Origin of the sequence: Streptomyces sp. NBC_00045, from assembly GCF_045041095.1 — a bacterium.
Taxonomy (GTDB): Bacteria; Actinomycetota; Actinomycetes; order Streptomycetales; family Streptomycetaceae; genus Streptomyces.
On record NZ_CP108271.1, the window covers coordinates 6,548,895 to 6,574,511 of the forward strand.

22 protein-coding genes are annotated in these 25,617 nt (G+C 69.4%); 9 read left to right on the forward strand and 13 right to left on the reverse strand.

The genetic code is table 11. From position 1 onward, the window contains the following. Positions 1-705: 705 nt before the first annotated feature. Both OHA65_RS30375 and OHA65_RS30380 read right to left on the reverse strand, forming a co-directional pair. Positions 706-1,404, reverse strand: coding sequence for an ATP-binding protein (locus OHA65_RS30375; RefSeq protein ID WP_052874266.1), 699 nt, complete (start codon positions 1,402-1,404; stop codon positions 706-708). Continuing rightward, a complete protein-coding gene (locus OHA65_RS30380; RefSeq protein WP_405762830.1) occupies positions 1,401-2,321 on the reverse strand; it encodes a hypothetical protein in 921 nt (306 codons plus the stop codon). The genes OHA65_RS30375 and OHA65_RS30380 overlap by 4 nt, the downstream gene beginning before the upstream one ends. Before the next feature lie 568 nt (positions 2,322-2,889). Here OHA65_RS30380 and OHA65_RS30385 point away from each other — a divergent pair. The 3 genes from OHA65_RS30385 (at position 2,890) to OHA65_RS30395 (ending at position 4,990) form a co-directional block, all read left to right on the forward strand. Continuing rightward, a complete protein-coding gene (locus tag OHA65_RS30385; protein ID WP_052874264.1) occupies positions 2,890-3,141 on the forward strand; it encodes a helix-turn-helix domain-containing protein in 252 nt (83 codons plus the stop codon). A 235-nt stretch (positions 3,142-3,376) separates the two neighbouring features. Next, positions 3,377-3,655 (forward strand): AlpA family transcriptional regulator, encoded by a 279-nt coding sequence (locus tag OHA65_RS30390; RefSeq protein WP_254381238.1) that lies wholly within the window; start codon positions 3,377-3,379, stop codon positions 3,653-3,655. Between the two features lie 57 nt (positions 3,656-3,712). Continuing rightward, complete coding sequence (locus tag OHA65_RS30395) at positions 3,713-4,990, forward strand: site-specific integrase (protein WP_052874263.1); 1,278 nt, start codon at positions 3,713-3,715, stop codon at positions 4,988-4,990. Between the two features lie 26 nt (positions 4,991-5,016). Here the strand turns inward: OHA65_RS30395 and OHA65_RS30400 are convergent, their stop codons facing one another. The 5 genes from OHA65_RS30400 to OHA65_RS30420 form a co-directional block, all read right to left on the reverse strand. Then, on the reverse strand, positions 5,017-7,917 hold the full coding sequence (locus OHA65_RS30400) for a hypothetical protein (protein WP_405762834.1): 2,901 nt from the start codon (positions 7,915-7,917) through the stop codon (positions 5,017-5,019). 184 nt (positions 7,918-8,101) lie between these two features. Continuing rightward, positions 8,102-9,022: an IS3 family transposase gene (locus OHA65_RS30405; RefSeq protein ID WP_327286476.1), complete on the reverse strand. Its 921-nt coding sequence runs from the start codon at positions 9,020-9,022 to the stop codon at positions 8,102-8,104. Next, entirely contained in the window at positions 9,019-9,327 is a 309-nt protein-coding gene (locus OHA65_RS30410; RefSeq protein WP_327280916.1) for a transposase, read from the reverse strand. Before OHA65_RS30410 ends, OHA65_RS30405 begins: the two co-directional genes overlap by 4 nt. Before the next feature lie 66 nt (positions 9,328-9,393). Further along, the gene (locus OHA65_RS30415) at positions 9,394-10,374 is read right to left on the reverse strand and encodes a hypothetical protein (RefSeq protein WP_405762837.1); all 981 of its coding nucleotides are present in this window, start codon (positions 10,372-10,374) and stop codon (positions 9,394-9,396) included. Between the two features lie 440 nt (positions 10,375-10,814). Then, entirely contained in the window at positions 10,815-11,981 is a 1,167-nt protein-coding gene (locus OHA65_RS30420; protein WP_405762839.1) for a magnesium and cobalt transport protein CorA, read from the reverse strand. Between the two features lie 88 nt (positions 11,982-12,069). Here OHA65_RS30420 and OHA65_RS30425 point away from each other — a divergent pair, with 88 nt between their 5' ends. Both OHA65_RS30425 and OHA65_RS30430 read left to right on the forward strand, forming a co-directional pair. Next, entirely contained in the window at positions 12,070-13,245 is a 1,176-nt protein-coding gene (locus OHA65_RS30425) for a winged helix DNA-binding domain-containing protein (protein WP_327279335.1), read from the forward strand. Positions 13,246-13,290: 45 nt separating this feature from the next. Next, on the forward strand, positions 13,291-14,991 hold the full coding sequence (locus tag OHA65_RS30430) for an AMP-binding protein (protein ID WP_328764218.1): 1,701 nt from the start codon (positions 13,291-13,293) through the stop codon (positions 14,989-14,991). Between the two features lie 101 nt (positions 14,992-15,092). Here OHA65_RS30430 and OHA65_RS30435 read toward each other — a convergent pair whose 3' ends face one another. Next, positions 15,093-15,584: a glutathione peroxidase gene (locus tag OHA65_RS30435; protein ID WP_327279337.1), complete on the reverse strand. Its 492-nt coding sequence runs from the start codon at positions 15,582-15,584 to the stop codon at positions 15,093-15,095. Between the two features lie 134 nt (positions 15,585-15,718). Then, positions 15,719-16,447 carry a hypothetical protein gene (locus OHA65_RS30440; protein WP_405763461.1) on the reverse strand — a complete coding sequence of 243 codons (729 nt, stop codon included), beginning with the start codon at positions 16,445-16,447 and terminating at the stop codon, positions 15,719-15,721. On the opposite strand from OHA65_RS30440, the gene OHA65_RS30445 reads away from it, so the two are divergent. Continuing rightward, complete coding sequence (locus OHA65_RS30445; protein ID WP_405763494.1) at positions 16,422-16,556, forward strand: hypothetical protein; 135 nt, start codon at positions 16,422-16,424, stop codon at positions 16,554-16,556. The genes OHA65_RS30440 and OHA65_RS30445 overlap by 26 nt on opposite strands. A gap of 334 nt (positions 16,557-16,890) precedes the next feature. Beyond that, complete coding sequence (gcl, locus tag OHA65_RS30450) at positions 16,891-18,678, forward strand: glyoxylate carboligase (RefSeq protein WP_327279338.1); 1,788 nt, start codon at positions 16,891-16,893, stop codon at positions 18,676-18,678. A 75-nt stretch (positions 18,679-18,753) separates the two neighbouring features. Here gcl and OHA65_RS30455 read toward each other — a convergent pair whose 3' ends face one another. Further along, positions 18,754-19,464, reverse strand: a complete 711-nt coding sequence (locus OHA65_RS30455; protein WP_328764219.1) for a TetR/AcrR family transcriptional regulator — start codon at positions 19,462-19,464, stop codon at positions 18,754-18,756. A gap of 106 nt (positions 19,465-19,570) precedes the next feature. Here OHA65_RS30455 and OHA65_RS30460 point away from each other — a divergent pair, with 106 nt between their 5' ends. After that, positions 19,571-20,959, forward strand: a complete 1,389-nt coding sequence (locus OHA65_RS30460; protein ID WP_327279340.1) for an MFS transporter — start codon at positions 19,571-19,573, stop codon at positions 20,957-20,959. Between the two features lie 34 nt (positions 20,960-20,993). Continuing rightward, positions 20,994-21,656 carry an ATP-binding protein gene (locus tag OHA65_RS30465; RefSeq protein WP_405762843.1) on the forward strand — a complete coding sequence of 221 codons (663 nt, stop codon included), beginning with the start codon at positions 20,994-20,996 and terminating at the stop codon, positions 21,654-21,656. A gap of 376 nt (positions 21,657-22,032) precedes the next feature. On the opposite strand, the gene OHA65_RS30470 is transcribed toward OHA65_RS30465, so the two are convergent. From OHA65_RS30470 to OHA65_RS30480, 3 genes are all read right to left on the reverse strand, one after another. Continuing rightward, the gene (locus tag OHA65_RS30470; protein ID WP_327285841.1) at positions 22,033-23,490 is read right to left on the reverse strand and encodes a catalase; all 1,458 of its coding nucleotides are present in this window, start codon (positions 23,488-23,490) and stop codon (positions 22,033-22,035) included. Positions 23,491-23,729: 239 nt separating this feature from the next. Then, complete coding sequence (locus OHA65_RS30475; protein WP_327279342.1) at positions 23,730-24,629, reverse strand: 2-hydroxy-3-oxopropionate reductase; 900 nt, start codon at positions 24,627-24,629, stop codon at positions 23,730-23,732. A gap of 75 nt (positions 24,630-24,704) precedes the next feature. Beyond that, on the reverse strand, positions 24,705-25,538 hold the full coding sequence (locus OHA65_RS30480) for a TIM barrel protein (RefSeq protein ID WP_327279343.1): 834 nt from the start codon (positions 25,536-25,538) through the stop codon (positions 24,705-24,707). Positions 25,539-25,617: the final 79 nt, after the last annotated feature.

The window sequence follows — 25,617 nt, forward strand, 5'->3', positions numbered from 1 at the left end:
GCCCAGAGCATTGCTCCCGACGGGAGCAATGCTCTGGGTACAACTTGCTCCTCCTGAGGCTGGAAGCGAGGGCATGTGCTCGTCGTGGCTGGGACCGTCGTGCGGTGGGTTGTGCATGCGTGTCCTTGAAGCGGTAGAGGCTGGTCGTGTGAAGGGGCTGTTGGGCGGGGTCGACCGGTTGGGGACCGCTCGCTCGTGACGCGAGACGCTGCCGGTGCTGTCCGGGGACCGGGCGGGGACGGTCCCGTTTCGGGGAGGCGCTCGGTCCCCGGCCGTAGGTACGTGGGGGACCGGTCCCGTCTCGGTCCCCGTAGTCGTGGGTGGGGACGGTCCCCTACGTGGTGACCTGACGGTCCCCGAACCGCCGCAGGGCGGTCCCGGATGGTGGGGACCGTAGGGACGGTCCCCACTGAGTCGGGGGACGTCAGGCGGGGGTGACCTGCGGAAACAGAGTTGGGGACCGGTCCCCGTGGCGGTCGGCGCGAGCAGCGCAATCAGGGGACGGTCCCCGATCGACAGCTGTCGGTCCCCTCCTGGGCGAGGGCGTCGTCAGACGGGACCGGGGCTCGTTTGGGGACCAGGACCGGGTTGGGGACCGTCATGGGGACGGGACCGGGAGCGGGGTGGGGACGGTCCCCGGACGGCTCGGGTCAGTGGTTCGGTCCTCACGATGACGGGGACCGGCCCGGGCGGGGACCGTGGTGGTCAGGAGCCCGACGGCTGGGTGCGTCGGCGGTCCGGGCCGTTGAGGATGACGCGGGTGGTCATCTCTGCCAGGCGGGAGGCGACGCGGTCCCCGACTGCGTTGCGGAGTTCCGCGATCGGCAGGTTGGTGGTGATCAGGGTCGGGAGCATCTCGGTGTAGCGGCGGTTGATCAGCCGGTACGTCAGCTCCTCGGTCCACTCGGACTGCTTGGCCGCGCCGAGGTCGTCCAGGATCAGCAGCGGGCACCGGCCGAGCTCCTGGATCTCCCGCTCGGGGTCGTGGTTGGGCCGGGGCCGGAGCTGGGCGTAGAGGTCGGCGGAGGTGACCGCCTGCCAGCGTAGGCGTACTCCGGCGGCCAGCAGCGAGCGGACGGCTCCGTAGGCCTGATGGGTCTTGCCGATGCCGGTGGGTCCGGCGATCAGCAGCGAGGGGCCGTAGGCGATGCCCCGGGTACCGGCCGGTCCGTTCCGCCCGGCGCGGGTGACCGCCTCCACCCAGCCCAGGACTTCGGGTTGGGTGGCGAGTGCCTCGCGGTAGCGGGGCGGGATGCGACGGTCGGCGAGATCCAGGGCGGTCACCGGCTCCACTGTGGGCCCGGCGGGTGCGGTGTCGGGGTCGATGCCCTTGGCAGCGAGAATGGCCTGGAGACGGGCTGCCAGGGTGCCAGCACGCTGGGGTTCGCGGGTCGCGGTGGTCACAGCTGGCCTCCGTAAGCGGCTTCGGCGTCAACGGGGTTGGTGTACGGCTGAGGGGCCCGGCGGGCGCCAGCACTGGCCTGGGGCGGGTTCATGGCCTCGTTGACCAGACTGGGCAGCAGGCTCGGGTAGAGGCTCTTGAGGCGCATGCGATCGACCCCGGCGCGGATGTGGTCCGGGTCGATGCCTTCGTGCAGCAGCTTGCTGATCTCCCGGCCGACGTGGCCCAGGACTTTCTCCGGAGGGCGCTTCCCGCACGCGGCGGCGTACTCGGCGACCAGTTTCTGGGCCGTTGCGGTCTGGGGTGTGGCGGGGGCGCTCGCGCCTCCCAACGGAGATCCTAGATCCATGATCCTAGGTCCTAGATCCGGACCGTGAGGGCTCGCCGCAGGCTCCCGGACTTCCTGCTGATGCTGCACGGAGGGCTCACTGAAACCGTCCTGACCTGCGGCTATTGGGATCATCGAAGCGGCATGAGGTGTGGGTGCGAGCTCCGGGACGGGTGCCGGATGGTGCACGGACGCCTCCCGGAGCCCTCCCTGCGCCAGCGGTGAAGTCAGGGGTACCCGGCCGCCGTCGTGGTAGGGGCAGTTCGGGTGCCGGACACCGCTGGGGCGGTTGACCTTCTGGTGCTTGGAGAAGGTCACGATGTGCAGGTACCGCTTGCCGTCCTCGCCCTCGTACCGGCAGATGAGTTCATTGCCGGCGAGCTGGGTGAGGTCGTCCTCGACCTCGATGGGGCCGTGTTCGGGGCGCAGGGACCACAAGAGGCCCGCGATGACGGCGGACTGGTCTCGGAACCGGCCGTGGTCGTCGGCCTGGGTGAGCAGGCCGAAGAACGTCCGCTCCGCGGTGATGCTGACGGCGGCCAGCGATTCGGAGCTGAAGGCTTCCGGCTTGATGGTGCGGATGCGTGCCATGCCTATCGCCCCGCCTTCGCCTGCTGCTGGGACGGCGACGCCGGGGTGGGCGCGGGTGTGCGGACGGCTGCTTCGGCCGTACTGTTGGGCATAGACGTTCCTCAGATCCGTTCAGGAGTGGGCGGTTTGGACAAGGGACTCCCATCGGCTCTCGGCGCTGCAACGCCGGGAGCCGATTCCTTTGTCAGGGGGTGCTTGGCCAAGACAGCCACACCCGGCCCGCGCAAGTCCAGCGAATCCGCACTCGAAAAGCGCCAGATCGCATCGCTGATCGCGAACGTCTTCACAGTAAGGGCGAATCCCCGGTTGACCAAAAAGTCGACGGCGTGGGGAGAGCGAGGGAGATCGCACCGCGAAAGCCATTGACCGGGGTAGGCGAGCCGATCTATGTTTCCGCCGCCGGAGCCACTGATGGTGTGCGTACCTCTGTGGTCCGAGATGGGTCCTAGTTCCGCAATGGCCGCCTATGCGCGAATCGCCAGTTCGTTCTCCGCGAAACGGGCTCCAAAGTCCCATGTCTGGGCTTCCGTGATTACGAGAACCCGGGAACCCGAGCTACAACAGACGCATGCCCCGGAGAGCTACGGAAATCGGTCCCGCCGGAGAGCGGACCGCCCACGCCATCGAGCGGCTGCGCACCTCGCGCGGATTCGCCCAGCGAGAGCTCGCTGCCCGTGTCACCGAGCTCGGCCACCCCATGACCAACACCATGCTGTCCCGCATCGAACGCACCCGCCGGCGCTGCGACGTGGATGACCTCGTCGCCATTGCGGCCGCCCTCGGTGTCTCCCCACTCGCCTTGCTCCAGCCCGCGACGTAGGGGTCCGGGGTGGGTGCGCCGTGATGCCGCCCCGGCTTATACCCGACGATCCCCGGTCAGCCAAACCGGGGATTCTCCAGACCATTGAAGTAGTCCGCTCCACCTGCCTGACAGCAAGTGGGGGCGGACTCGTCATGCCCGATGTCCGTCGCCACAGGCTGTCGACGGAAGACCCCGAAGGTTTCGATACGTGCGAAGTGCTGCTTGTGACAGTGAATTGCTGGCGAATGTCCGTATGTCTCCCCGTGTGTCGCCGCTGCGGAGGGGGTTTCTGAACGTGCGTGAAACCGCCGAATACCTGGGTCTGTCACCCGACACCCTTTACGTGTGGCGGCACCGTCGCCAGGGTCCGCCGAGTTTTCGTATGGGGCGGAGCGGACGCGTGATGTACCGGATCGAAACGCTTGACGAGTGGATCCGGGAACAGGAGCAGGCGGACTCCCGCAGTAACACTTCCCTAAATCCGGTGAATGCCGCCCCTCAGCGCCGCGCCGGGTACTCGGCCACGGCCTGACCGATCTACCCGGCCTTACCACCCGCCCTACGTGCAACCCTTAATCCGAGGAATTCTTTGGCTGGCTATATCGAAGACCGTTGGATCAAAAAGAAGAAGGATCCCGTCACAGGGAAGCGTGAGCGTACGACCCGTTACGGCAAGGGGTCTCGGTATCGTGTCGCTGGAATCCCGGGCGTCCGGGACATGTCGTTCGATGTGCTGGAGGACGCCAAGGGGTGGCTCCGGCGGTCCGGCACCGACAGTGAGCGGGGCGAGTTCGTCGACCCGCGCGACGGCTCCATCACCTTGACGGACTTCGTCACGCGCCACTGGCGCGCCGGCGTTCGCGGCGCGCCGGGCACGGTCAAACGAGTTGACGAGCGTGTACGACTCCACATCCTTCCGCACCTCGGTGCGGTGGCGCTGCGCGACGTGTCGGCGACCGTCCTGCGCGGCTACATAGCCACGCTCGAAGGCGAGTGCTCTCCACGGTACGCCCGGCAGATCCTCACCTCTCTATCGAACATCTTCGAGACCGCGATCGACGACAAGCGCCTCGTCCGCAACCCGATGCGGGCCAAGACGGTGCGTTGGCCGAAGGCCCCAGACGAGGATCGTGACGCGTGGCCGCTGGCAACGGCGCAGCGGGTACGGGACGTGATCAATCCTCGGTACCGGATCGCGGTCGTCGTCGCGCTGGGGTGTGGGCTGCGCCAGGGAGAGGTGTTCGGGCTGTCGCCGAAGGACATCGACTTCGAACGCGGCGTCATCCGAGTGCGCAGACAGGTGCAACTTCTCTCCGGGCGCCTCTACTTCGCCCTGCCCAAGGGCGGCAAGACGCGCATCGTCGACATGCCCCGCTCGGTGGCTGCGGAACTGGCCGCGTACTTCCCCGACCATCCGGCGGTCGACGTCGAGCTCCCCTGGGGCGGACCGGAGCCCGACCGGGAGAAGCAGAGCTTCCCGCTCGTCCTCACGACGACGTACGGCAACGCCATCCGCGCCAACATCTTCAACGACGAGGCCTGGAAGCCGGCCCTCGCCGCGGCTGGAATCATTCCCGTACGGGAGAAGGGTGCGCGGTGGAAGGCTTCACGCAAGGACGGCTTCCACGTGCTCCGGCACACGTACGCCTCGGTCCTCCTCGAAGCGGGGGAGTCCATCGTGACGCTCGCCCGGTGGCTCGGTCACTCAAGTCCGACCATCACCCTCGACCACTACGCCCACTTCATGCCGGAGGCCGGCGGCAAGGGCCGCGCGGCCATCGACGCACTACTCGGCACGGTGCCCGAGTACGTACCTGAGGACCTGGTTTCGTCGCACCGGAGCACTACCGGTCTCACCGAAGGGTGACGAACCACCTCGACCCGCCGATGCCCTCAACCGTCGGTCGCAGCGAGGAGACGCGCCGCATGGTCGGGGTCGAGGTCCCATTGCAGGGTGATGGCCGTCATGCCGTCCAGCTGGAGGTAGTCCTCTGTTGGATGCGCGGTCGCCCCTTGGGCGATGGCGCTAGCGAGGTTCGCCACGCCAGAGTCCTGGAAGGCAGGGCCCTCGGCGATCTCTCTCTCCACCCGACGAGCGAGGGTGTCGAGGAAGTCGAGGATCGCAGCGATGACCGGATCCCCCTGGCGTAGTCCACCAACCACGCTGCGTGCCTGTTGGAACTGCGCCACCGCCTCGTCGGCGGTGCTCTGGTGCCTCGCGTCTGTGTCCCTGAGCGTCGCGAGGTGAGCCAGCCCGGAGAGGCATTGGAGGGCCTGGTGGGCGTCGATGGCAGCGTCGGTGAGTGGGGTCGGGTGTCCTTCAGGAAGCTCGGTGCTCCAAGCGTCGAAGAGGCCGGTCCCCGGCCACAGGGCCGTCTGAAGCTGTTGCGCCATGAGCCTGACTGGCTTGCCGTCGACAAAGGGAACGAGCAGGACGGCCCTGCGGCTGCCCTGGGAGCCGGGATCGTGCTTCAGCAGCGAGCACAGCTGTTCCACTGCCGTCGGCCACTGAGTGAGTTCGGCGAGCTCCACACCCACCGCAAGTTCCGCGGCAGGCCACTCCGTTGAGTCCGCGTCTGAGACAGGTCTGGTGTACACGCTCATGCGGATCCCTGCTGCCCTGGCGCTGGACTGGAGTTTCAGGGGCAGGGCCTCTGCTCGTGCGCCGGCGGCTCGGCGGGCAAGGTCTGCTGCCCGAGAGAGTGCCTGCGCGGATGGTCCTGATCGCGCCGCGGCCCTGAGCTCCTTGTGTCCGAGGGTGCCCCAGGCGAGTTCGGCCAGAACGGCATGCAGGTCTGCGAGGTTCCTCACGAGGTGATCGAGGACATCCGGAGGGTCCTGGCCGATGAGGTGCCAGCGCTCCTCATCCCGCACCTGCATGGCGAGGCTTGGCAGGCTGTCGCCGACGTAGCTGGCGAGCGCTGCATACCCGTTGGGGTCGGCGAGCCTTCGCGTGAGGTTCTCGGCGATCCCGTTCACCAGGTGTTGCAGGTGGTCGCTTCCACCTCCTGGAACGTCGTCGCCGACGGGGAGCGTGGACAGGAACGAAGTGTCGACGGGGAGCGTCAGTGACGCGGCCCAGTCCAGTAGCGCTGCCTGCGTCGTGCGTAGGCCTTCGACCTCTTTGGGTCGACCGCGACCGACGCACCAGGCTTGGGTCAGATCCGTCAGGTATTGGTGGAGCACGGGGAGTGAGGAGGCTGCGGTTGCGGTGCGGGTGGTCCAGTCGGTATGGCCAGCCACCGTTGCGCCGATCAGTGTGCGGGTGCGAGTCCACGCCACCGTGGCGGGCGATCTGTCGTATTGCCGCTTCAGAAGGCTGACCCCGCTGGTGAAGTCACCAATGGTCAGGGGCAGCCCACCGGGTAGCAGATTTTGGATGTCGGCACTCTCGCACTGTGGAAGGCAGCGCAGCAGCATCCGCCCGAGCTCCCTGACCTCCTGTTCGGCGTCCGGTCGTGCCTGGTCCGATACGTGGAGGAGACGGGCGTATGCGACCCGGCTCCCTTCGCGATCGACGATGGACGCCTCAGTGACCCACGGTGAACGGGCCACGAGGGTGTCCAGCACACGTTCCTCCCCGCCTGCGAGTTGCAAGAGCTGTTCGGCCAGGGGCACCGATGCGGTCCGGGCTGTGGAGAGGATGTCCCCGAGGAGATCGACCGGTGCGCTGGCGAGTAGCTGGCCGAATGGCGAATCGGCGAGCACCTTCGGCCCACCCGCGAGATCCAGACCAGTCCCGGCAAGGACGGCGAGCAACCGCTGGGATTCGACGGGCTCCTCGCACTGGGACAGGAGGAGGCAGATCGCTGCTTTGCCGAGCCGTTCCACGAGCGCGTTGCGCAGCGGCGAACCGGAGGTATCCGCCGCTCGGATCTCGGTGATGGCCGCGGCGATCTCGGGTTTGAGCTGCGGCAGCAGGTCCCCGTCCACGAGCGCGAACTGAAGGGTGGTGCGGCGCAACGCGGGTGGGATCCGGTGTCGGTCGAGGGTCCGGAGCCAGTCGGCCGCAGTGCGGTTGACGTCGACCAGCCGTAGAGCCTGCAGAACGCCGGTGGTCGCCTTTACGGAGGGGCGCTGGCCGAGTTCGACCGCGAGCTGGTCCAGTACGACGGGATCCAGCACGGGGTGTTCGGTGAGGACGCCGGCGATGAACGGCTGAAGCTGTGAGTCCGTCAGTATGCGCATCACCGCGAGTACGGTCTCGTCCAAGATCGGCGGCGGAATCGCGTGTACGGCGTCGGCCAGATGCGCCGAGCGCAGTTGGTGCAGCCCGGACAGGAGTCCCCGCCGTTCGTGGACGAGATGCTCATCGGCAAGGCGGGACAACGCCGTGCGAAGGTCCGTGTCTCCAAGGCCCAGCTGTTGCTGAAGTGCCCGTACGGGCAGATCGACGCCCCACTGGTGGGCGATCGAGATCCTGGCCAGGATCTCGATCTCTGCCTGGCGTCCTTCGGCCACGCGCCGCTCGACCTGCTCTGACAGGACATCCGAGAGCCTGCGTCCGCGGGTGAGTAGATGCGTGAATTCCAGGGTCAGGCCGTTTGCCGCGTCGTACGCTTCCCGCCAATGCGCGGCAGCCGTGGTGCCGGTGGCCGACAACCCGGCGTGGATCTGCTCGGCGACCTCCTCATCGAGGGTGACCTCGATCTGGGTACAGTCGACCCGGCTTCGGAGGGGCAGAAGGTCCTCGCTCCGGACCGAGCCGAGGAGCAGGACACCGGGGATCGGGGCGAGCTCGCGGTAGAGGACATCCCATGCCTCGGCCGCTCCGATACCGATGCCGTCCACCACGAATCCGACCGGAGAGCGGGTCGTGGGTTGCAACGCCCTCGCAAGCCTTACGAGCGGGACCGCATCGTCCGCCTGGAGCCGCCTGATGCGGTACCAGAGCACGTGTCTGGTCACGTAGGCAGCCGTCCACATCACGGCGGACTTGCCGATGCCTGAGGTTCCCCCGCTGTGCGGGAGCGGTTGACTAGCTGGCCAGGGCGGGTTGACGTGGTGTCAGGTTCACTTGTTCGGCTGCTGCCTGGTCGGCGTAGTGCTTCTCCTCGTACTCGATCGGGCTGAGGTAGCCGAGCCGTTTCTGGATGCGGCGGGGGTTGTAGAAACCGTCGATGTACTCGAAGAGCGCGAGGTTCGCCTCGGCCCGGGTGGCGAAGGTGCGGCCGCGGACGCCCTCGGTCTTGATCAGCATCCACAGGTTCTCCGCGAGGGCGTTGTCGAACGAGTCGCCGACCGAGCCCATGGATGCCTGGATCCCTGCCCTGACCAGGCGTGTCGTGAGCTTCACGGAGGTGTATTGACAGCCGTGGTCCGCATGGTGAATGAGCTCGCCGGGGGTGGCTTCGCGGCTGGCCAGGGCGTACTCCAGGGTGGTCAGGACCAGGTCCGCGTCCGCGCGGGCAGAGGTTTCCCAGGCCACCACCCGGCGGGAGAACGCGTCGCGGATCGCGGAGAGCCACAGCGGGCCCTCCAGCGTCGTGATCATGGTCAGGTCGGTGACCCACAGCCGGTTCGGCCCGCTCGCGGTGAAGTCGCGTTGCACCAGGTCAGGGGCCAGATCCGCGTCCGGGTCGCGTCGGGTGAAGCTCTTGCTCCGGCGAGGGCTGATCCCGGCGAGGCCGGCCTGGCGCATGAGCCGTTCGACGCGCTTGCGGCCGACGCGCGTGCCCTCGCGCTTGAGGACGGCGTGCACGCGGGGTGAGCCGTAGATCCCGCCGGACTCGTCGTGGACCTGACGGATCTTGCTGGTCAGCTCGGCGTCCCGACGGTGCCGTTCGCACGGCTCGGTCTCGGCCTGGCGCCAACGGTAGTAGGTGGTGGAGGGGATGTTCAGTTCCCGGAGTACGGGCTCGACCCCCAGGTGCGGGTGCTCGTCGACGAGCGCCGTCACCTGGGCCGGGTCGGGTCGAGCTGGGCCGCGAAAAAAGCCGAGGCCGTCCGCAGGACCTCGTTCGCCCGCTTGAGCTGGACATTCTCCTTCCGCAGGGCGGCCAGTTCCTCGCGCTCGGCGGTGGTGAGCAGGTCTCCTCGCTCGCCGGCGTCGGCCTCGGCCTGCCGGATCCAGTTACGCAGGGCCTCGTGGTGCACGCCGAGATCCTCGGCCATGCGGCGGATCACGGGCTTCGGCTCGGCGGTCCGATACATCCGTACCGCACGCTCACGCAACTCCAACGGGTACTTCCTCGGTGCGGGCATCGTCTGGGCTCCTCTCGCGAGACCCATCTGACCATCCGTCACTCATCCCCGCATCTCGGGGGAACCTCAGCCCGACGGGCCGGTCACGAGGACGCTCTGCCCCCGATGGATCGCATCCGCCACCCGCCCGGTCAGGACAGGCCTGGGGGCCGGAAGCCCGGCAGTGATGTGGCCGGGCTGCACGTTGACGCCTTCGTGGAAGCCGGCGGCCTGGAGCGGCCGGTCGAAGTCGACAGGCTCGCAGAGGCCCGTGGCCAGTGCCTCCTCCAGCGATGCACGGTCGATGGTTTCCGCGACCTCGGTCGCAATCCCTGCAATGTTCGTTCGACTCAGTCCTGCCGCTCCCGACAGGGTCGTCTCAGCGTTGGCATCGGCCCGTCTTGCGACGGCGCTGCGCAGGGCCAGCACGACTGCCTCCGCAGCTACCGGCAGCAGCCCGAGCCGTTGGGCTACAGCGGTGCGGGTGTCGTCGGCGGCGGCACGCCATGGCAAGACGTAGAGACTGGCGGCATTGCACCATGCGTCGATTTCATCTTTGGTCAGGCCGGCCTTCGAGGCCTTCGCGTTGAATGCCTGTAGCAACCGGTGGCCTCGCGGTAGGTCACTCAAGGGGTCGCCCCACTGGGTGAACCATTCCCCTTCAACCGGCCGCTCGAGGACAAGAAGGGGCCGACCCTCCAGTCGAGCCTGTACACGCTTCGCGTGCGCCAGGGCCATGGCGACGAGGTGCTCGGCGACCTCGGGTGCGGTGAAGTCGCCGATCCGTTCCTGGCGGGACTTCACCTGGACGTGCCAGGGTGTCGGTCCATCACACGAGAGGTCTTCCAGGCCCTCCGGGACGATGCGATCGGAGTCGAGGGCGCCGGACAGAATGCGGCCGCACAGCCACGCCCCTACAGCGTCTTGGTAGTGGAACCCACGGCCGGCGCGTGCTCCCGAACGCGTCGACACCCACAAGGCCTCGCCAGGTCCGCTGTTCGGTTCGCTTTGCTGCACAGGCACGGGGAGCTGGGCCCGCTTGCTACGCCCCCTGCTCTTGCTGGTCATCCGAGAAGCATTGCAGGCCCGTTGGCCAGCCGTATGGCTTACCAGCACGAAGTCTCCGAGACGGTCGCTGAGGAGCTTCCTCAACGGTTGCTTGTTTTCGCGCTGCCCAGGGCGACGGGAGCAGAATCGCCACGGGTGACTCGACACTCGCAGGAGCCGATGGAGTTGGTCCAGGGCACGCCGGTGTGGTGGATGCTCTGCGGGCCGTTCGGCGGCTCCCAGGGAAGCGCTGGCGTGGTGCTCGCCAGCACTCTCGGTGACGGTAAACAGCGGCTGTCCGACCCAAGCAGAAGCGCACGGAACGCGTGGAGCAGCAGGTGGGAGAGGCGCGGCTCGCTCCCTGGCACTGCGCATTCTCCCCAGATTCTCCCCAGGGCCCCGGATTGACCCCGCGGAGACGTTCGCTGTAGCGAATTCGATCAGGGGCTCTTGCCGACTTTCTACAGCCAGTCGCGCTTCTTGAAGATGACGTAGAGGCTCACGCAGACCACCGCCATCAGCAGGATCGCGAAGGGGTAGCCCCCGGCCCACTTCAACTCCGGCATGTCCTCGAAGTTCATGCCGTAGATGGTTCCCACGAGTGTGGGTGCAAAGAGAATGGCGGCCCAGGAGGAGATCTTCTTGATCTCCTCGTTCTGTTCGAAGCCGGCTTCGGCCAGGGCGCGCATTTCGGCGTTCTGTTGTTGGGAGACCAGGGTGGCGTTGACCGTCAGGATTTCCGTCAGGGCCTGGCGGAAGCCGTCCACGCGTTCGCTGGTGTGGGTGACGTGGTCGGCCACGTCACGGAGGTAGCGCTGGAGTTCCTCGTCCGTGCCGTATTTCGCGAAGCCGGCCATCAAGGCGTGGAGCATGCCGACCAGGGGGCGGGTGGCGCGTTGGAACTCGACCATTTCGCGGGAGAGTTCGTAGATGCGGCGGGAGACCTCCGGGTCGCCGCGGAAGACCTCCGTCTCGATCTCGTCCACGTCGTTCTGGACTCCCGCGACGACCGGGGCGTACCCGTCGACCACCGCGTCGAGGATCGCGTACAGGGCGGCCTCGGGGCCCAGGGAGAGGAGCTCCGGGGATTCCTCCATGCGGCGGCGGACCGCGGAGAGGTCCGGGGCGGCGCCGTGGCGGACCGTGATCAGGAAGTCCGGGCCCACGAAGACGTGCAGCTCGCCGAACTCGACCTCCTCCGGGGCGTCGAGGTAGCGCGCCGCGCGCAGGACGACGAAGAGGGTGTCGCCGTAGCGTTCCAGCTTGGGGCGCTGGTGGGCTTCGAGGGCGTCCTCGACGGCGAGCTCGTGGAGGTTGAACTCGGCCGCGAGGGAATGGAGTTCGGGCTCAGTGGGGCGGTGCAGCCCGATCCAGGCCATGCCGTCGGGCTCTTCGCGCAGCCGGCGGAAGGTCTCGGCGAGGGTGGTGGGGGAGGCGATGCGTCGGCCGTCGCGGTAGACGGCGGAGTCGATCACGCTGCGGTGGTCCGGGGGCCCGGTCGGAGCCGGCGTCGGCCGGGCGCCCGCCGCGCCCCCGGAAGCGGGGGGCGTGGCGGGAGGGGGCGTGGGGCGGCGCCATCCCGGGCGCTTCCCGGACGGTGGGGGGCGGCGGTCTGGGCGCTCCGACATCGCAGGTCAGCTCCCGGTCGATAATGCGTTCCGTAAGGGCGGGGAGTTGCGGACAACGGGTGTCCGCAACCGGGGATAGCTTGCTGTCATGGCCTCCAGGACGACGCATCGCGATCCCGTACTCGATACCCGTTCACTCAACCGTGCCACGCTCGCCCGCCAGCTGCTCCTGAGCCGCGCCGCGATGTCCGCGCAGGACGCCGTCACGCACCTGCTCGGGCTCCAGGCGCAGAACGTGAAGCCGCCCTACTTCCAGTTGCACGCCCGGCTCGCCGGATTCCGGCCCGCCGAGCTCGCGGAGCTGATGGAGTCCCGGCGGGTGGTGCGGATGGTCACCATGCGGTCCACCATCCACACCCACACCGCGCACGACGCGCTGACCCTGCGGCCGCTGGTCCAGGGCGCCCGGGACCGGGAGGTCACCCTCTTCCGCAAGGGCCTCGTCGGGGTCGACCTGGAGCGGCTCGGCGAGCTCGCGCGCACCTTCGTCGAGGCCGAGCCCCGCACCATGGGCGAGATCCGCGAGGAGCTGCTCGGGTACTGGCCGGACGCCGATCCGCAGGCCCTGTCCGTCGCCGCCCGGTGCCGGCTCCCGCTCGTCCAGGTCACCCCGCGCGGGGTCTGGGGGCGCAGCGGGCAGGTACGGCTCACGACCGTGCGGCAGTGGCTCGGTGCGCCCGCGAAGGACGAAGCCGCGCCGCAGCAGGCAGCGCAGGCGGAGCAGGTGGAGCAGGCAGAGCAGGCAGAGCAGGCGGAGCAGGCCCTCGACGATGTCGTGCTGCGCTACCTCGGCGCCTTCGGGCCCGCCTCCGTCAAGGACATGCAGGTCTGGGCCGGGCTGACCCGGTTGGGGGAGGCCTTCGAGCGGTTGCGCCCGCGGCTGGCCGTGTTCCGCGACGAGAACGGCGTGGAGCTCTTCGACCTGCCCGACGCGCCCCGGCCCGACGCCGGCACCCCCGCACCGCCCCGCTTCCTCCCGGAGTTCGACAACTTGCTGCTCTCCCATTCCGACCGCACCCGGGTGATCGCCCCCGAGGCCAAGGGGCGTTCCTGGGCGGGGAACCAGGCCTACTGCACCCTCCTCGTGGACGGATTCCTCGGCGGCCTATGGCGGCTGGCCCGGGGGACGCTCACCGTCGAGCTCTTCGACGCCCCGTCGAAGGCGCAGAAGGACGAAATCGTCGCCGAGGGGGAGCGGTTGCTCGCGGAGATGACGGAGACGGAGGGCCCCGGCTCCGTGCGCTTCGGGTCAATCCGCGGCTGACGCCGCTCTGGTGGGCCGTACGGCAGGCACGGCACGATGCCTTCCATGACGCACAACTTCGCCGAGAGCGCCCAGAACGCCACTGCCGAGTTCCTGGCCGCACGCGACTTCCTGCTCGAACGCCGCGGTGACTACGCAGCCGCCCACGGCGGTTTCACCTGGCCGCGGCCCGAGCGCTTCAACTGGGCCCTCGACTGGTTCGACCACATCGCCGCCGGCAATGGCGCCGACGCCCTGCGGATCGTCGAGGAGGACGGCACCAGCCGGTCCGTCTCCTTCGGCGAGCTGGCCGTACGCTCGGACTCCGCCGCCAACTGGCTGCGCGAGCAGGGCGTCGCGGCCGGCGACCGGGTCCTGGTCATGCTCGGCAACCAGCGCGAGCTGTGGGAGGTCATGCTCGGCGCGATGAAGTTGCGCGCCGTCGTCATCCCCGCGACCCCGCTGCTCGGCCCGGCGGACCTGCGCGACCGCATCGAGCGCGGCCGCGTACGGCACGTCATCGTGCGCGTCGAGGACACCGGCAAGTTCGACGAGGTCCCCGGCACCTACACCCGGATCGCCGCCGGCCCGGACGTGCCCACCGGATGGCGGCGGCTGGAGGACATGTACGCGGCCGGCGGCTCCTTCACGCCGGACGGCGAGACCCTGGCCACCGATCCGCTGATGTTGTACTTCACCTCCGGGACCACCGCCCGCCCCAAGCTCGTCGAGCACACGCACGCCTCGTACCCGATCGGGCACCTCTCCACCATGTACTGGCTCGGGCTGCGACCCGGCGACGTGCACCTGAACATCGCCTCGCCCGGCTGGGCCAAGCACGCCTGGTCGAACCTCTTCGCCCCGTGGAACGCGGGCGCCACCGTCTTCGTCCACAACTACGCCCGCTTCGACGCCGAGCGGCTGATGGCGGAGATGGACCGGCACGGCGTGACCACGTTCTGCGCCCCGCCCACCGTGTGGCGGATGCTGATCCAGTCCGACCTCACCAAGCTCCGCACCCCTCCGCGCGAGGCCGTCGCCGCGGGCGAGCCGCTCAACCCGGAGGTCATCGAGAAGGTCCGCGAGGCCTGGGGCGTCACCATCCGCGACGGCTTCGGCCAGACCGAGACCACCCTCCAGATCGGCAACTTCCCGGGGGTCCCCGTCAAGCCCGGCTCGATGGGGCGTCCGGCGCCCGGGTACGAGATCGTGCTCCTCGACCCCGTCACCGGCAAGGAGTCTGCGGACGAGGGGGAGCTCTGCGTGGACCTGCGCCCCCGGCCCGCCGGGGTGATGACCGGTTACCGGGACGACCCGGAGCGCACCGCCGAGGCCATGGCGGACGGGATCTACCGCACCGGCGACATCGCCTCGCGCGACGAGGCCGGGTACCTCACCTACGTCGGGCGTTCGGACGACGTCTTCAAGGCCTCCGACTACAAGATCAGCCCGTTCGAGCTGGAGAGCGCCCTGCTGGAGCACGAGGCCGTCGCCGAGGCCGCCGTGGTCCCGGCGCCCGATCCGCTGCGGCTGGCCGTGCCGAAGGCGTACGTCGCGCTCGCCGCCGGGTGGGAGCCCGGGCCGGAGACCGCCCGTGTACTGTTCGCGCATTCCCGGGCGGTGCTCTCCCCGTACAAGCGGATCCGCCGCATCGAGTTCGCGGAGCTCCCGAAGACCGTGTCCGGCAAGATCCGCCGGGTCGAGCTGCGGGAGCTCACGGCAGCCGGCTCGGGGGCGGAGTACGACGAGTCCGAGCTCCTCGGCTGAGGAGGCCGCGGCCCGGCCGTCGGCCCGCCCCGGTACGGCCGGGGCGGGCCGACGGTACGGCCCGCCGTGCGGGATCCACGTACCGTCGACCCCGTGGGGCGTTACGCCGGCAGCTGCGCCTCGATCGCGGCGATGACCTCGGGCGACTCGGGCTCGACGCTCGGCCGGAAGCGGGACACGACCTCGCCGGCGGGCGAGATCAGGAACTTCTCGAAGTTCCACTGGATGTCGTCGCCCGCCTCGCCGTCGGCGTACGCGGTCTTCACCAGCTCCTGGTACAGCGGGTGCCGGTTCTCGCCGTTGACCTCGGTCTTCTCCAGGATCGGGAAGGTCACCCCGAAGCCGGCCGCGCAGAAGGTCGCGATGTCGTCGGCGTTGCCGGGCTCCTGCCCGCCGAACTGGTTGCAGGGCACGCCGATGACGGTGAAGCCCTTCTCCTCGTACTTGAACTGGAGCCGGGCCAGTCCCGAGTACTGCGGGGTGAGACCGCACTGCGAGGCGGTGTTCACCAGCAGGATCGCCTTGCCCTTGTGGGCCGCCAGGCTGGTCGGCTCGTCGGACAGGGTGGTCAGCGGGATGTCGTACAGGCTCATCGGGCGCTCCTCGGCAGGGAAAGGGCAGACAGCATGCGGCAACCAATGGACACGGATGTTTGTTCCGAGCCTACGTGCTGCCCCGCGGCCCGATCGATCGCCCCGACCAGGGGCACCCGCAGCCTCCGCGGCTCCTACGCGCCCCCTCCCACCAGTGCGTCCGCGGGGTCGTTGACCGGCTGCGGCATGCCCGTGAGGTCCATGACGAACAGCGGTATCCCGAGGTCGTCCGCGCGGGAGCGGGCGTCCTGGGTGTATCCGGCGAGCGCGAAGTAGACGCTGGTCGCGGAGGCCGTCAGCCCGTTGAGCCAGACGCATTCCACGGCCCGCAGCCCCGCGGGGGCGGTGGTCGGGTCCACCTGTGCCACCAGCCCGGGGGCCCGCAGGTCCACGGCCGCCGAGGGAATGGGCGGCACGTCGGGCTGCCGGACGTCCTGGAAGCCGAGCCACCGCAGGTACAGGGCGGCCGTGGACACCGCGTCCCGGGCGGTACGGATGGTCACCGGGCGGAAGGCGGGCCGCGGCACGGGCGCCGCCCCCGGCCGCACCGGGCCGGGGTCCGCGGGACCACCCGCCCCAGGAGACCCCGCAGTCCCCGGAGACCCCGCCGTCCCCTGAGCGCCAGCCGAACCCGAAAAACCCGCCCGGCCCGCCGACCCGGCCCGCCCGCCGTTCGCCGACCCCGCCGCCCCCGTCGGGCCCCGTACGCCAGGGCGCGGAAGCAGCCCGTCCAGTGCCCCGGCTCCGGGCTCGGCCCCCACCGGGTGCACCGGAATCCGCACCACCGTCCCGCACGAGGTACACCCCACCTCGGGATGCGGCCACTCGCTCACCCGCGTGCAGGCCGCGCAGCGCACGGCCACCCACGTGTCCGACCAGGTGCGGTGCGTCAGCGGCTGGGGCGCCGTCGCCAAGTCCAGCGGCGGGGTGACCGGGCTGCCGCAGGCACAGGGGAAGACCGGGGCGGCGTAGTCGTTCTCGCGCAGGCACGCCGGGCAGCGCACCGGTACCGCATCCGCCATGAGTGTCGGCCCCCTCCTCGCTGTGCGTGGGTCCATGCTCCACCACCTGCCACCGGCGGGGCGCGCATGCCCTCGATTTTCCGCTGGCAATCCGCGGAGTCCCGGTCTTTCGTACAAGTCGCTTGCGCGAGACGCGGCTTTTGGTGCGTTCCGGGGTGCTCATGCTCCTTGACGTGCGGGGACTGGCCGCTTAGCTTGTTCCGTATAGCAGAACAAAACTTCCGGATTGCGGAAACGCCCTGGAAACCGGAACAGTCTGACCGCCAGACCCGCAGGAGAACTCGATGCCTCGTATGACAGCCGCCGCCGCTGCAGTGGAGATCCTCAAGCGCGAGGGCGTTTCGCAAGCGTTCGGCGTGCCCGGCGCTGCGATCAACCCGTTCTACCGAGAGCTCAAGAACGTGGGTGGCGTCAGCCACACGCTGGCCCGCCACGTCGAGGGTGCTTCGCACATGGCCGAGGGGTACACCCGCGCCAAGGCGGGCAACATCGGCGTCTGCATCGGCACCTCGGGCCCGGCCGGCACCGACATGATCACCGGTCTGTACTCCGCGATCGCGGACTCCATCCCGATCCTGTGCATCACCGGTCAGGCTCCGGTCTCGAAGCTCCACAAGGAGGACTTCCAGGCCGTCGACATCGCGACGATCGCCAAGCCCGTCACGAAGGCCGCCACGACGGTGCTGGAGGCGGCCCAGGTTCCCGGCGTCTTCCAGCAGGCCTTCCACCTGATGCGCTCCGGCCGTCCGGGCCCGGTCCTGATCGACCTCCCGATCGACGTCCAGCTGACCGAGATCGAGTTCGACCCCGAGACGTACGAGCCGCTGCCCGTCTACAAGCCGTTCGCGACCCGCGCCCAGGCCGAGAAGGCCCTGAGCTTCCTGCTGGAGTCCGAGCGCCCGCTGATCGTCGCCGGTGGCGGCATCATCAACGCCGACGCCCCCGACCTGCTTGTCGAGTTCGCCGAGCTGACCAACATCCCGGTCATCTCCACCCTGATGGGCTGGGGCATCATCCCGGACGACCACGAGCTGGCCGCCGGTATGGTCGGCGTCCAGACCGCCCACCGCTACGGCAACGCGACGTTCCTGGAGTCGGACTTCGTCCTCGGCATCGGCAACCGCTGGGCCAACCGCCACACCGGCTACAACCTGGACGCGTACCGGGGCGACCGCAAGTTCGTCCACGTCGACATCGAGCCCACCCAGATCGGCAAGATCTTCGCCCCGGACTACGGCATCGCCTCCGACGCCAAGGCAGCGCTGGAGCTCTTCGTCGCGATCGCCAAGGAGTGGAAGGCCGAGGGCAAGCTGCCGGACTTCTCCGCCTGGGCCGCCTCCGCGCAGGAGCGCAAGGCGACCCTCCAGCGCCGTACGCACTTCGAGAACATCCCCATGAAGCCGCAGCGCGTCTACGAGGAGATGAACAAGGTGTTCGGTCCGGAGACCCGCTACGTCACCACCATCGGTCTCTCGCAGATCGCGGCCGCGCAGTTCCTGCACGTCTACAAGCCGCGCAACTGGGTCAACTGCGGCCAGGCCGGCCCGCTCGGCTGGACCATCCCGGCCGCCATCGGTGCCGCCACCGCGCAGCCGGAGACCCCGGTCGTCGCCCTCTCCGGCGACTACGACTTCCAGTTCATGATCGAGGAGCTGGCGGTCGCCGCCCAGCACAAGATCCCCTACGTCCACGTCCTGGTGAACAACGCCTACCTCGGCCTGATCCGTCAGGCGCAGGGCGGCCTGGGCATCAACTTCGAGGTCAACCTCGAATTCGAGAACATCAACACCCCGGAGATCGGCGTCTACGGCGTCGACCACGTCAAGGTCGCCGAGGGCCTGGGCGTCAAGGCGATCCGCGTCACCGACCCGGAGAAGCTGGGTGAGGCCTTCGAGCAGGCCAAGAAGCTGGCCCAGGAGTTCCAGGTCCCGGTCGTCGTCGAGGCCATCCTGGAGCGCATCACGAACATCGCGATGAGCAAGACGGTCGACATGAGCGACGTCACCGAGTTCGAGGAGCTCGCGACCGAGCCGGGCCACGCCCCGACCGCGATCCGCCCGCTGTCGGTCTGACGACCGGGCCGGCACCGGCTGCCGCACGTCACGGCCCCCGTCCCTCCGCGAGGAGGAACGGGGGCCGTTCCCGTGTTACGGGGCCAGGCCACCGATCAGCACCTCGATGCCGAGCGCGAGCCGGGCGGCGGCGGGACCGGCCGCCAACTCGGCTGCGCTCGCCGCCAGATGCGGATACCGCTCCGGGTCCAGCGAGGCGAGCCGGTCCTCGATGGAGACCTGGGCGTGACGGCTGTCCAGGGCGTCCTGGAGGGCGTCCGGGCCGTCGCCGGCGGGCGGGTGCGCGACGGAGACCTCGTACGTGACTGCGCCGATGTGCAGGGCGATCAGATCGCAGCCCCATGCGGCGCGTTGCCGGTCGACCCCGCCGGCCAGCAGGAGGCCGAGGACGCGGTCGAAGAGGTCGAGCCAGGCGGGGGTGGTCGGGATGGCGCCGAGCGCGACCCGGCCGATGCCGGGGTGGGCGTTGAGGGCGTGCACCACGTCGGTGATCAGGGCGGCCAGTCGGTCGCGCCAGTCCCCGGGCGGCGCGGCCGGCAGCGCGGGCAGCGGAACCGTCGCGACCACCGCGTCGAGCATCAGGCGCAGCAGCTCCTCGCGTTGGGCGACGTAGACGTAGAGCGACGCGGGCCCGGTGTCCAGCTCGGCGGCGACCTTCCGCATGGTCACCGCGTCGAAGCCCTCGCGGCGCAGGACCCGCAGGCCGGCGTCGATGACGGCCCGCTCGCTGAGCGGGGGTTTGGCGGGGCGGGCGCGGGTGCTCTTGCGGCGGGCCGGTGAATCCATGGCGCCAGGCTAGCACTTGACAGCGAACAGTGTTCGCGACGAACGTTGTTCGTAACGAACGCTGTTCGTCATGCATCCGTTCTCGTCTCCAAGGGGGAGCCCCGCCATGTCACACCCGTATCCGGATCCGTATCCACGGCGTTGGGCGGTGCTGGCCGTCGTCCTCATCGCCGAGGTCATGGACCTCCTCGACGCCACGATCACCGCAGTAGCCGCCCCCGCCATCACCGCCGGCCTCGGCGGGGGCCGGGAGACCGCCCAGTGGCTCGGCGCCGCCTACACCCTGCCGTTCGCGGTCCTGCTGATCACCGCCGGGCGGCTGGGGGACCGGTTCGGGCGGCGCCCGCTCTTCCTGGCCGGCGCCGCAGGGTTCACCCTGGCCTCCGTGCTCTGCGCCTCGGCCCCGGGGCCGGGCGTGCTGATCGCGGCCCGGGCACTACAAGGCGCATGCGGTGCGCTGCTGCTGCCGCAGGGCTTCGGGATCATCAAGGAGACCTTCCCGGAGGCGGAACTGGGCAAGGCCTTCGGACTGTTCGGCCCGGTGATGGGCCTGTGCGCGGTCGGCGGCCCGGTGGCGGGCGGACTCCTCACCGGCGCAGACCTGTTCGGCACCGGCTGGCGGATGGTGTTCCTGGTCAACCTGCCGCTCGGACTCGCGGCGCTGGCCGGCGCGGTGCGGTGGATCCCGCGGGGCACGTCCGACGCCGGCCTGCGGCTCGACGTACCGAGCATGCTGCTGGCCGGGGCGGCCTCCGGGGCCCTGGTGTACCCGCTGGTCCAGGGGCGGGAACTGGGCTGGCCCGTCTGGGGGTTCGTGCTGCTGGCCGCCGGGCCGGCCGGCTTCCTGCTGTTCGCGCGCCTCCAGCACCGGCGGCCCTCACCGCTCATGACGCCGAGCCTGCTGGCCAACCGGGGCTACACCAGCGGCATCCTCGTCGCGGTCGCCTTCTTCGCCTCGTTCACCGGCCTGATGATGGTGCTGTCGCTCTTCCTTCAGGGCCCGCTCGGCCTCTCACCGCAGGGCGCGGGGTATGCGATCGCCCCCATGGCCCTGGGCATCGCCGTCTCCGCGGTCCCGGCCGGGGCCCTCGCCCGCCGGCGCGGCCGGGTGGTGATCCAGTGCGGAATCGTCCTCACGGCCCTGGGGCTGGGGCTGCTCGCCGCCTCGGCCGACGGCGCGACGGACGGCTGGCGGCTGGTCCCGGGGACGTTCGCCACCGGGCTCGGCATGGGCCTGGTGATCCCCCCGCTGTTCGACGTGATCCTGGCGGGCGTGTCCGAACCGGAGGTGGGCTCCGCGTCCGGAGTCCTCAATGCCGTGCAGCAACTGGCCAACGCGGTCGGGGTGGCCCTGCTGGTCACGCTCTGGTCGGCCTTCACGGACCACGGCCGCACTCCCGCCGCCGCCCTGTCCACGACGGCCCTGGTGACGGTGGCCCTCCTGGCGGGCGCCCTGGCCCTCTCCGCACGCCTTCCCCGTCTTGCCCCGGCATGACGGAACGGCCGGTCCGGGTCGGCATACTGCTCCGATGGACAGATCAACGGTGTCGTGGCGCAACACGACGCACGACTGGGCCCGTTCCGTGGACGCCGACCACCTGGCCCTCGTCCGCGAGAACGGGGCCTTCTTCGCCCCCGGAGGCCTTCCCCACCTGCTGCTCGAAGTGCTCGCCTATGCGGCCGACGAGGCGGAGTGCCTGGGCGGGGGACGGTGCACCGTCACGCTGTACGCAGACGGCTCGGTGTCCGTCGCGGACGAAGGCCGGGGCACGGACACCCGTTTCGACGATCACGGCCGACCGGTGAAGAAGCCGGTCATGGCGACGAAGGACCTCCGGTTCTTCGACCACCCCGACGCGCAGGTCCTTCCCGACGGCCACCCGCGTCGCGGCATGTCCGTCGTCGCGGCGCTCAGCGAGTGGCTCGTCCACACCAACCGCCGCGCGGGCGGAGCGTGGGCCCAGCGCTACGTACACGGGGTTCCCGCGACGGGCCTGACACCGGTCGCCGACGACGGCACGACCGGTACGACCGTCCACTTCAGCCCCGCCGAGGCGCTGCCCGCGCTGCCCGCGCTGACCGTGCTGCCCGCGCTGACCGCGTCCTGGCCCCACCTGTCCGTCGAGATCGACGACCGGCGCGCCCGCTCACCACGCACGAGCCAAAGCGCCGAGTCACGGGACCGTCCGTGACTCGGCGCTTTGAGTGTGACCGCCCGACGGAGCGAGGCTGGCGCGACAGGACGTTCGCACCGCCGGGCGGAGTCTTGGGGGAGGTCGTTCCTCTATAGAGGAGACTGCTCCTCCATCTACGGGGACCCTGTGCGCGGCCCCCGTACATAGAGGAGAAGATTTGGCTGGGACCGCGACGGGCGGTGACGAGAGCTCCGGCTTCGTCTCCCTCAGGTCAAGAGACGGGCCTCGGCACCCATTACCACCGCACTGGCTCACACGCCCGTCGCGGTCCTCGTCCTGCCCTCGCCGCGTACCACCCCTCATCCGGGTCCGCGGTTCGGGCTCGGCACCCGGGACCTGACCTCCCGCCAGGTCCCCGGTGCAGCTTTCAGGCTCAGGCGTCGCGCAGGGCGCGGACGGCCTCCTCGACGCGCTTGCCGTAGTCGGCGTCCGCGGCGTGGAAGTGAGCCAAGTTCTTCTCGATGACGTCCTCAAGGGTGACCTGGGACAGACCGCCGGCGATGTTCGCCACCAGACGCTGCTTCTCGGCCTCCGACATCAGGCGGTAGAGCTCACCGGCCTGGAAGAAGTCGTCGTCCTTCGTGTGGGCCGGGGCCTCGTGGGTGCCCGTGTAGCCGGAGACGGCCTTCGGGGCGCCGAGCGCGAGACCGGTCTCGGCCGGGCCCTGGTACGAGTTGGGCTCGTAGTTCTTGTCGTGGCGCGAGCCGTTGCGCAGCGCCATGACACCGTCGCGGCCGTAGTTGTCGGCCTTCGTCGCCTTCGGGGCGTTGACCGGCAGCACGGTGTGGTTCACACCGAGGCGGTAGCGCTGGGCGTCGGCGTACGCGAAGAGGCGGCCCTGGAGCATCTTGTCCGGCGAGGCGGTGATGCCCGGGACGAAGTTGTTCGGGGAGAAGGCGGACTGCTCGACCTCGGCGAAGACGTTGTCCGGGTTGCGGTCGAGGACCAGACGGCCCACGCGCTGCAGCGGGTAGTCGCTGTGCGGCCACACCTTGGTGAGGTCGAACGGGTTGAAGCGGTAGTCCGCGGCCTCGGCGGCCGGCATGATCTGGACGTGGAGGGTCCAGCTCGGGTTCACGCCGCGCTCGATCGCCTGGAGCAGGTCGGTCTGGTGCGAGTTGGCGTCCTTGCCGACGAGCTCGGCGGCCTGGTCGCCCGACAGGCAGCGGATGCCCTGGTTCGTCTTGAAGTGGTACTTGACGAAGAAGGCCTCGCCCTGCTCGTTCGTCCACTGGTAGGTGTGCGAGCCGTAGCCGTTCATGTGGCGGTAGGACGCCGGGATGCCGCGGTCACCCATCAGCCAGGTTATCTGGTGCGTCGCCTCGGGGGCGTGCGCCCAGAAGTCCCAGACGTTGTCCGGCTCCTGCTTGCCCGTGAAGGGGTCGCGCTTCTGGGAGTGGATGAAGTCGGGGAACTTGATCGGGTCCTTGATGAAGAACACCGGGGTGTTGTTGCCGACGAGGTCGTAGTTGCCCTCTTCGGTGTAGAACTTCAGGGCGAAGCCGCGCGGGTCGCGGACCGCGTCCGCGCCACCGAGCGAGTCGGCGACGGTGGAGAACCGCAGGAAGGTCTCGGTCTTCTTGCCCACCGTGTTCAAGAACGCGGCGCTGGTGTAGGCGGTGACGTCGTCGGTCACCTCGAAGTAGCCGTACGCGGCCGAGCCGCGGGCGTGCACCACGCGCTCCGGGATGCGCTCACGGTTGAAGCGGGCGAGCTTCTCAAGCAGCTGCTGGTCCTGGACCAGCAGCGGGCCACCGACGCCGGCGGTGGCGGAGTTCTGGTTGTCGGCGACCGGGGCGCCGGACTCGGTCGTCAGCGTGCGCTTCGACATGGTGACCTTCCGTACGGGAACCTGCTGACGGAAAGCGTCTTCCGTCATGCGGAACAGCCTAATTTCAGGCCGAACGCAGCGTCAACAGTTTGTTGAACAAAGATGGAGGGAGGTGATCCGGACGGTGCCGGCGCTTGGGCGCGACAGGACAGGTGTCAGCACCGGCACCATCCGGAAACTCAGGCCCCCGTGAGGGGGAGGGGCGGCCCGGAGAGCGGGCCGCGGTGGTGGAACCGGTATCAGACCTGGGCGCCGGACAGGCGCTCGACCGCGCGGAGCAGGGCCGAGTGGTCCAGGCCGCCGTCACCCTGGGCGCGCAGCGAGGCGACCAGCTGGGCGACGACCGCGCCGACGGGGAGGGCCGCACCGACGTTGCGGGCGGCGTCGGTGACGATGCCCATGTCCTTGTGGTGCAGGTCGATCCGGAAGCCCGGCTTGAAGTCGCGGTTCAGGAAGTTGTCCTTCTTGCGGGTCAGGACCGTGGAGCCGGCCAGACCGCCGTTGAGGACGTCCAGGGCGGCGACCAGGTCCACGCCGGACTTCTCCAGGAAGACCACGGCCTCGGCGCACGCCTGGATGTTCACCGCGACGATGAGCTGGTTGGCGGCCTTCACCGTCTGGCCGGAGCCGTGCGGGCCGCAGAGCACGATGACCTTGCCGAGCGTCTCAAGGATCGGCAGGGCCGCGTCGAAGTCGGCCTTCTCGCCACCCACCATGATCGACAGGACGGCCTCGATGGCACCGGCCTCGCCACCGGACACCGGGGCGTCGATGACGCGGATGCCCTTCTCGGCGGCGTTCTTCGCGAGGTCGACCGAGGTCTGCGGGGTGATCGACGACATGTCGATGATCAGCGCGCCGGACTTCGCGTTCTCAAGGATGCCGGCGGGGCCGTAGTTGATGGCCTCGACCTGCGGGGAGGCGGGCACCATCGTGATGATGACGTCGGCGTCCTTGACGGCCTCGGCGATCGAGCCGGCGGCGGTGCCGCCCGCGGCCGCCAGGCGGTCGAGCTTGTCCTGCTCCAGCGTGAAGCCGGTGACCGAGTAGCCGGCCTTCAGGAGGTTCTCGGCCATGGGGGAGCCCATGATGCCGAGTCCGACCCAGGCGATCGACGGGAGCGCAGCGGGGTTGCTCATGATGAGGGTCCTTCTCTTAATGCTTTGTACGAAAAGTTCGTGGGGTGCCTGGCTGATCGCCCGGACTTTGTCCGCCTACTTCGCGGCGCGGGCCTCGGCCGGCAGCCACGCGAAGGAGGCGGCGGCGTCGGCGGCCTTGTACTCCAGGCCTACGTAGCCCTCGTATCCGGCCTTCTTCAGCTGGTCGAGCAGCTCTTCGAGGGGCAGCTCGCCGGTGCCGGGGGCACCGCGTCCGGGCTTGTCCGCGATCTGGACGTGCCCGGTCTTGGCGGCGTACTTTTCGATGACCTCGGAGAGGTCCTCATCGTTCATCGCCAGGTGGTACAGGTCGAGGAGGAACTTGGCGTTCCCGAGGCCGGTGGCCTCGTTGACCTTGTCCACCACCTCGATGCCGGCCGGGGCGCTCACCAGCGGGTAGAGCGGCGACTCGGGCTTGTTGAGGGTCTCGATGAGCAGGATCGCGCCGACGCGGTCGGCGGCCCGGGCCGCCACGACCAGGTTCTCCAGGGCGAGCTCGTCCTGCACGGCCGGGTCCACGCCCTCGACGCGGTTGCCGTAGAGGGCGTTCAGTGCCTTGCAGCCCACCGAAGCGGCGAAGTCCGCAGCCACGTTGATGTTGGCGTTGAAGCGGTCCGACTCCTCACCGGGTACCGAGACCGCACCGCGGTCCGGGCCCGGAAGTTGTCCGGCGTAGAAGTTCAGGCCCACCAGCTGGGTGCCGGCGTCCTCAAGAGCCTTCTTGAGGGCGTCGAGCTCCTCCTGGGCGGGAGTGGGGGTCTCGATCCAGGGCCACCACAGCTCGACCGCGGTGAAGCCCGCCGCGGCGGCGGCCGCGGGACGCTCCAGGAGCGGGAGTTCCGTGAAGAGGATCGAAAGGTTCACATCGAAGCGCTGGTCCGTGTATCCCATGAGGGGTGTGCGCTCCTTCCGTATTGCGGAAGTTAGTTTCTGCTTGATGGAAGACTGCAAGCAGGGCGCCGCACTTGTC